This is a genomic window from Candidatus Methylobacter favarea (assembly GCF_902806695.1).
Classification (GTDB): Bacteria; Pseudomonadota; Gammaproteobacteria; order Methylococcales; family Methylomonadaceae; genus Methylobacter_B; species Methylobacter_B favarea.
Genome location: NZ_CADCXN010000129.1, coordinates 1 through 7,856 on the forward strand (window position 1 = coordinate 1; position 7,856 = coordinate 7,856).

3 protein-coding genes and 2 pseudogenes are annotated in these 7,856 nt (G+C 43.0%); 2 read left to right on the forward strand and 3 right to left on the reverse strand.

Features of this window, described 5'->3' with window-relative positions:
- The first annotated feature begins 251 nt into the window (after positions 1-251).
- Positions 252-4,991 carry a DUF4011 domain-containing protein gene (locus tag HUX64_RS18800; RefSeq protein ID WP_174627721.1) on the forward strand — a complete coding sequence of 1,580 codons (4,740 nt, stop codon included), beginning with the start codon at positions 252-254 and terminating at the stop codon, positions 4,989-4,991.
- Between the two features lie 528 nt (positions 4,992-5,519).
- Here HUX64_RS18800 and HUX64_RS18805 read toward each other — a convergent pair.
- A complete protein-coding gene (locus HUX64_RS18805) occupies positions 5,520-6,041 on the reverse strand; it encodes a DDE-type integrase/transposase/recombinase (protein ID WP_174627722.1) in 522 nt (173 codons plus the stop codon).
- Positions 6,042-6,674: 633 nt separating this feature from the next.
- Between HUX64_RS18805 and HUX64_RS18810 the strand changes: the two genes are divergently transcribed.
- Positions 6,675-7,271 carry a hypothetical protein gene (locus HUX64_RS18810; RefSeq protein WP_174627723.1) on the forward strand — a complete coding sequence of 199 codons (597 nt, stop codon included), beginning with the start codon at positions 6,675-6,677 and terminating at the stop codon, positions 7,269-7,271.
- Between the two features lie 279 nt (positions 7,272-7,550).
- Here the strand turns inward: HUX64_RS18810 and HUX64_RS20000 are convergent.
- Positions 7,551-7,735, reverse strand: a pseudogene (locus tag HUX64_RS20000) (hypothetical protein); the annotation flags it as partial.
- Between the two features lie 9 nt (positions 7,736-7,744).
- Positions 7,745-7,856, reverse strand: a pseudogene (locus HUX64_RS20595) (IS982 family transposase); the annotation flags it as partial.

Sequence of the window (7,856 nt, forward strand, 5' to 3'; positions counted from 1 at the left end):
CCGCCATGCCCCCTCACTCAAATTACTCGGGTAACGTTTTTTCCGTTTTTTGTGCTCATACTATTTATTTCATAATCAAAATTGATACCTTATGGGCGAAAAGATGAATTTCCAAACAGCTTCTAAGTGATGAAGACCTTTCAACCGCAGTGATTTATGACGTTCAATCTTTGCGTAAGCGTTGTCAATTAAATGAATTGATCGTGTTTGAAACTACGCTATGTACCCATAAACCCCCGGCTAAATTTAGCTTGGCCAAACAAGAAGCAGAAGATAAGTTAAATCATGATACGGAATTTGTTCTGGCGATAGATATTAAGCGTGCCAGATCCGCACGTATTAAACCATTATCTGATATCGAGTTAGTGAGCGGATACCAGGCAAATGTTATCGTGGATGAAGTTGACTTGCCGGTTGAAATTATCACCGACATCCCCGAGCAAAGTTTTCATTCTGATAATGTCTCCGCGAGCGTTTTAGATACGCCAGAAGCACGTATAGAAAACTGGAAACGTCAGTTGCTGGATTTAACTATGCGTAATCGTCTATTAAACTTTACCAGTCGCAGCAGAGCAATCGAAATCAATTGCATTGATATAGCCAGCCTTGAAGATATGCTGGCTGACAATCAAAAATTTAAGATTTTATCAGTTGATGCCTTAAAGCTTGCCAGTGATCCGCGTTCAGAGCAATTGCATTTGCAACTACATCAGGAAAGTTTACTTAATGAACAATTGCAGCGACATTTATCCAAAAAAGAGCTGATTGCGAATACAGATAGCAAAAAACTCACCACAGATTTGCTGGAACTTTACCGCACAGCAAAAGAGTCCATTCAGGAAAGCGGAGCCAATATTCTCTATATTGCTTTAGGTTTCTTAAATTGGTCTAACGGTAAAGATACGCTACGGGCCTATCGAGCTCCACTGATTTTAATTCCAATTGAAATCACCCGTAAAAGTGTAAGTTCAGGTTTTCAGTTACAAGCTCATGAGGATGAACCTCGGTTTAATCCCACTTTGCTGGAAATGCTAAAGCAAGATTTTGCGCTTGAAATCCCTGAGTTTAAAGCAAAGCTACCTACCGATGAACATGGTTTAGATGTTAAGAAAATCTTAACTATCCTGCGAATAAAGATAAAAGATATTGCCGGTTGGGAAGTTGAAGAGAGCGTGGTTATTTCCACTTTTTCATTTGCGAAATATCTGATGTGGAGCGATCTATGTGAACGTATCGATGCCTTGAAAGAAAGCGCGGTAGTTAAACATTTGATTGAAAATCCCCGAGATATGTATTCCGGAACGGGTATTGAATTTCCAGACCCGAGACAACTCGATGCCGCCCGACACCCCAGAGATTCGTTTATTCCCCTGTTGGCCGATAGCTCGCAAATAGCCGCTGTGTATGCAGCCGAAGCAGGTAAAGATTTTGTTTTGATCGGACCGCCCGGTACGGGTAAAAGTCAGACCATTGCTAATATGATTTCTCAATTATTAGCGACTGGAAAAACTGTGCTGTTTGTTTCGGAAAAAACTGCGGCTCTGGAAGTGGTTTATCGACGCTTGCATCAAGTCGGCTTAGGTGAGCACTGTCTTGAATTACACTCTGCAAAAGCCAAAAAGTCAGACGTTATTGCGCAATTAGGTAAGGCTTGGGGTTCTGTTAATTGTTCATGGCAAAATTGGGAAAAAGAAGCACAACGTTTAGCACTGGTCAGAAGCGATTTGAATAAGTACGTGGAGCGCTTACATCATCGTTACCCCAATGGACTGACGCCACATCAAGCGATGGGCGTGGTTATAAAGTATAGTGATGTGCCCGTGGTGAAACTGCACTGGCACAGTCCGGAGGAACACTCTTTAGAGGCGTTTGAAGCATTGCATGATATTACTAATCGTATTGATGCCAATAGAATTGAGTTGGCGAGCATTGGTGTAGATATTTTTTCACACATTGCGACTGTCGAATGGTCGCCCTCTTGGCAAAGTGAAGTCTTAAGTTTAGCCGGCGGTGCGCAGCAAATAGTTAAAGCACTGGAACTTGCATCGAATGAGTATGCACAGCACTTGGGCTTAAGTTTAACCTTTAACCAATTTTCCCAGTTAATCGCATTACAAAAATTAGCGGAGCTATTACCTGATGCTTTTGGAGAAAATTATGGCTATGGCTTTTTGCCTCAAGGGGCAATGCAGCGTAAAGAACTGCTGGAACTGTCTGACTTGGTTGAACAGTTTCATAGCCGAATGAATGGCGTAAGAAATCCTTTTAAACGCTCCGTATTGAACTGTGAACTAGAAGATTTTAAAGATAAATGGATTGAATCGGAAGAGAAAGGGTTTTTAGCAAAGTGGTTAGGTAAGCGCTCGGTTAAAAAAGCACTAGGTAAAAATGTAGGTAAAAAAATTCATCCGGAAAGTATTCCTGATGATTTCGCTAAATTAATTGAAGCTAAGCATTTACAAGAGAAAATTGTTAAATATCAACATTTAGGCGCTGTGATTGGAAAATATTGGGAGGGCGTAGATTCGGATACTGTATGGATTAGAACCGCCTGTCAATGGTTGGATGGGGTGTTAAGTGCCTTGGCAAATATAAGTGCAGACGCAGAACAGGCGGCTGCTAATAAGCAGCGTATCGCGCAGTTGGTAATCGATCAAAATGAGTTACTAGAACGCAATGCGCCAATCGGTAGCAAAGGCGCTGCCTATTTAGAGCAGTTCAGTCATTATCAACAACATGCAGGACAGTTGGCTACCGTTATCGGTTCTCAATCGGGGGATGTTTTTAAAGCTACAGGGGAAAATGATTTCTTCCAGGGGGTTATTGAGCAATGTGATGTCTGGTTAACAAACAAAAATAAACTGCGTTACTGGTGTGCCTGGCGAAAAGTGAGGCAGCATGCTATTTCCGCTGGTTTAGCCTCTTTAATTGACGGTATTGAACAAGGGTATACCGATGGCTTATCCGCAAAGGAGTTGTTATTGGTTAATTATTCACGATGGTGGGTGAATTCGGTTATTGATCAGGACGAGGTGTTGAAAAATTTTATTCCGGCTGAACATCGTCAAAAAATCGAAATATATCATCAGTTAGATGAAGACTTTATGCAGCTTACACAGGACTATGTCAAAGCATTGTTAGCTGCCGGTATTCCTAAAGCACAAGACATTGAGAGAGGATCTGAATGGGGCGTGTTAGCGCGCGAAATTCAAAAGAAGTCACGCCATATGCCGTTGCGCCAATTGATGAGTCAAATGCCGGAGGTGATCACCAAGTTGACCCCTTGTGTGATGATGAGTCCAATGAGTATAGCGCAATACCTTCCGGCTAATAGTAAGGCATTTGATGTGGTTATCTTTGACGAAGCCAGTCAAATTACTGTACCTGATGCCATTGGTGCAGTCGCCAGAGCTAAGCAGGCCATTGTGGTCGGAGATCCAAAGCAGCTTTCGCCTACCGCCTTTTTTGCTAGGAAATCTGGCGATGATGGATACTCCGATGATATTGAAGAGGATATGGAGTCCATTTTAGATGAGTGTTTAGCCGCAAACATTCCTTGTATGAATCTAAATTGGCATTATCGCTCGCGCTGTGAATCGTTAATTACTTTTTCTAATCATAAATACTACGGCGGCAAACTGGTTACCTTTCCGAATAATGATACTCGCGGCATGTCGGTGCATTATCATGCGGTTGATTCTATCTATAAAGAAGGACAGAATCGTATTAATCGAGGTGAAGCAGAAGCGATTGTCGAGGATATTGTTAGCAGATTACGTCAACCTGGCTTTGATAAATCAATTGGCATTGTGACATTTAATACGGATCAACAAAAATTAATCAGTGATTTATTTGAAGTCGAGCGTAGCCGATACCCAGAGATAGAACCGCACTTTGCTGACGATAAGTTTGACGCTGTGTTTATTAAAAATTTAGAAAGTGTTCAGGGCGATGAGCGTGATTTAATTTATTTCTCTATTACCTTCGGTAAAGATGCCGCCGGTAAGTTAAGTATGAATTTTGGCCCCATGAATCAAACCGGTGGTAAGCGCAGATTAAATGTTGCGGTGACTAGAGCCAAAGAAGAAATGCATGTGTTTGCTTCATTAAAACCGGAACAAATCGATTTATCACGTACCGGCGCGGAAGGTATCAGAGATTTAAAGCATTTTCTTGAATACGCGCAACGAGGCGTTTGTGCGCTGACAGAAGCCGTTGGCGCACCTGGCGGTTTTTTTGATTCGCCATTTGAACAAGCCGTTGCTGAAAGGCTGCATGCAAAAGGCTGGGTAACGCATTCTCAAGTGGGCGTATCTGGATTCAGGATCGATCTTGGTGTGATTAATCCGGATGCTCCTGGTCTGTATCTGAGTGCTATCGAGTGTGATGGTGCTAGTTATCATAGCTCTGCTACTGCCAGAGATCGCGATTTTTTAAGAGAACAGGTTTTAAGAGGTTTGGGCTGGGAAGTCATTCGTATCTGGTCGACAGATTGGTGGATTGATCCCCAGTCAGCATTAGAACGCGTCGATGAACAATTACATACGCTATTGGCAGATTATCGGACGATATTAATTGCAACACATACCGATCCTTCATTTTTCGCTACCATAGGAGGAGATTACGGTTCAGAGGAACCAACTCATAACAGTGAGGAAACACCTGATCAAGAATCAGCTAGTTTCACTGAAGTAGTTAAAATATTTTTCAATGAAAATGAAGTATATTCAATAGAATCTGATAAAGCGTTAGGCAGGCAACAATTCAAAGACATTCATAATGATGCCTATTATTATAGTGATCCTCAGTTTAGATTATTTAAATCTTATTCTGACTGGCATATTGAGCATTGTGAAACAGCAACGCTTGAAACTATTGTAAATGGTAATACATTGACAGGGTTATTGGTTGTTACCGATGGAATGGTTGTAGGTGTAGGTAGAGCGTCTAAAAAACTTATAAAACTACCTGTTACCTTAAAGTTAAGTTGATGTCTATATATATGGAAAACGACTTCCAATATTTGCTAATGAGCGCGTTGAGTTTTTAGTAAAAAATTGGCGTATATAAATAATATCAATATGATAGTGGTTAACTACTGAAAAATTTGAAGGTTCTTTTGTTGTACAAGCGGCAAAATTTAGATATTGTTTTCCAGACTGTTTTGCCACAGCTCTATATGTTGTCGCCACTGTTTAGCTATTGCCATTTCTTACCTTCATTGCAAAAATGATGAGCATGAAGGACTTTATAGTTTGTTAAGATGGAAGTGCTGGACACTTACAGTCTGACTATAGAAACTGGCTCCATGCTAACCAGGAATAAGCGCGTAAATTGTTAATGGTGACACCGGACGATTTTTTGAAGATTGAATCCGCATCCAAATCAAGATCAATTTGCTATTTTTATGCATCGGAAATGAATCGACTACTCAAATAGTTCAACTTGATCGGATCAACATCGGCTTGTTAATGTTTTTTTATAGAAGTAGTTCATCAGGTAGTGGTAAAGGTATGTCTTTAGCTGGTCAACGTTGTCGTAGTGGCAGCGTTGGGGGTGTTGGCCTTGACTTTTTTATTCATGGCCTCGACCCCTCCGTTTGTCCACGGATGCTTGACGAGCGTGGTACAGTGTTCGATCTGTCTATCCTTGTACAGGAAGGCAAACGGATGTTCCTTACTCTTGGGCTTCTTGCCGCCGGGCAAGGAGTTATAGCTGAATTCGATACCGTTGTCGGTCAGTATCTTCTCGATCTTGAACGGATACTGCGCCAGGGCGTTTCCGAGAAAGTCGGCGGTCTCCATGCGTTTGTTGCCGTGCAGCTCCAGGTAGACATACCGCGCGGCGCGGTCAAAGGCGACGAACAGGTAAAACTTGTCCTTGCCTAAATTGATCGAGGCGGTGTCGATATGCAGGTAACCTGGTTCATAGGCTTTGAAGGTTTTGGTTGCCGCCTTTTCTTCGTACGGCAACAGGTCGTACAGGTCATCCAGCGGCAATAGGCTTTTCCGCCGCGTCTCGACGATGACGGCCTCGTCCACGGCGGACAGCACGCTGCCTTGCCCAAGACGGCGGCCGCATTTTAGGTCTTCAATAGAGTCCCGCCGCTTCTATTTGTGGACGGTCTTAGGGTTGATGCTGTACTTCGACGCTAACCGGCTGATACTCTCTTCAGCGTTGTGTATTTTTCCTCGGATGAAGTGCGTAGTCGTGGCTGTTCCGTGTAATATTTGTCCCATGGCTTTTGCTCCTTAAATTCGGGGTATTTTAAACCATTTAAATGTGGGTCTAAACACCTAGCTAATCAAAGATCGTGAACAGATTCTTAGAGCAGTGTGCGCACAACTGCAAAAAAAGCGATTGATCACAAGAATAATCCACATGTACGACAATATAGAACGTTTATAATAAAATTACTTTTTGGGTGCTAATAAAGATTAGCTTGCGGTGCAAAAACCCAGATAAGGAATGTGTGTTGTTATCTGGCTCTGAGTGTCTGTTTTTGATAGGGTGCATAACTGCAGTAGGAGGGCTCAGACTGATAACGTGGCCTACCTCCCGCTCAATGGGCGTCATTCTGAACTAATCGCTTGCATCACGCTATTCGTGACACGAAGATAAGTGTTAATCCAGCCAGTTAGCGCAGCATCCTTATGTCCCACTCCTTACATAAAATGACCGATGATTATTCCGAAGCAAGTGAACAGCCTCACAGCAGGGGCGTATTAATAGCAAAAGCGGCAACCCGCCCAAACTTACTCGCCGCTCATACCCTAAGCCATTTCAACCAGGTGCTGGGTAAGATCGGATTGATGGAAATGGCTGGCGAATTGAACACCCAAATCAACCAGCTACAAAAAGGCGACCGGGGGCGTGCGGAAGAAACGCTGGCAGCCCAGGCCATTGTCTTGGATACGCTGTTCAACGCACTGGCTGTTAAATCCCTGCATGCTTCAGGGCTGGACGTGCAAGCCACCCTCCTCAAACTGGCTCTGCAATCGCAGCGACAGTGTTGCCTGACATTCGAAGCACTTTCTGCCATCAAAAATCCACCCGCTGTGACTGTGGTTCGTCAAACCAATATCGGCCAGGCAGTTCAAGTGAATAACGGCAAAACGGACGAAGTCCCGCCAACCGATTTGGAAAACGAACTATTGGAAATTACGCATGGCGAACGGTTGGACAGAAGAGCGAAGAGCGCGCCAATCCCAGTTAATCAAGACGTGGAAGCCATGGAAAAGCTCGACTGGGCCCAAAAGCAAAGCCGGTAAAGCCATAGCGTCGCGTAATGCGGATCAAAGCCTGGAATGGCCGGCATTACGAATGATACGAAGCCAACTCAAAAAGCAAAGAGTTTTGCTTCAGTCCCTCGATGTTAGAAAGTCCTAGCTATATACCAATCGCACTGGAAGATATTGACGCTAAGTACCAAACAAGTTTGGCTTTACATTTACCCAGTAAATTAATATCGTATTCTAAAGGTTCCATCAAAACTCACTGACATGTATCATAAATATCGGTCCAAACCTAATCTGGCAATTACGGATTTTTTAGACGTGAATGTCAAGTTTTTGACAGCTTAAAAACTTTTCTTGCTCGACCCTTTTGCCATCGAGTAATGTCCCCATTGGCGTTCGTCCGCAGCATACAAGCCGTGTTAGGTGCGCTCATTATTGTAATAGTCGAGCCAGGTGACCAAATCTTTTTGCAGGGCCACCAACTTGCTATATAACCTCAGTTCGGTTTAAGAGTTGCTGATTAAGGGCAATAAATCAGCATCGCGTAAATTAAGAGCGGGTTTTTTCTCTTGATAAGAATAAGCGACTAAACAGGCCACGATGTTTGATAGGTAATTG

Bases quoted from the DNA above. Each gene is read 5' to 3' on its own strand.
- HUX64_RS18810 (WP_174627723.1), top strand. From the start codon at position 6,675: ATGACCGATGATTATTCCGAAGCAAGTGAACAGCCTCACAGCAGGGGC.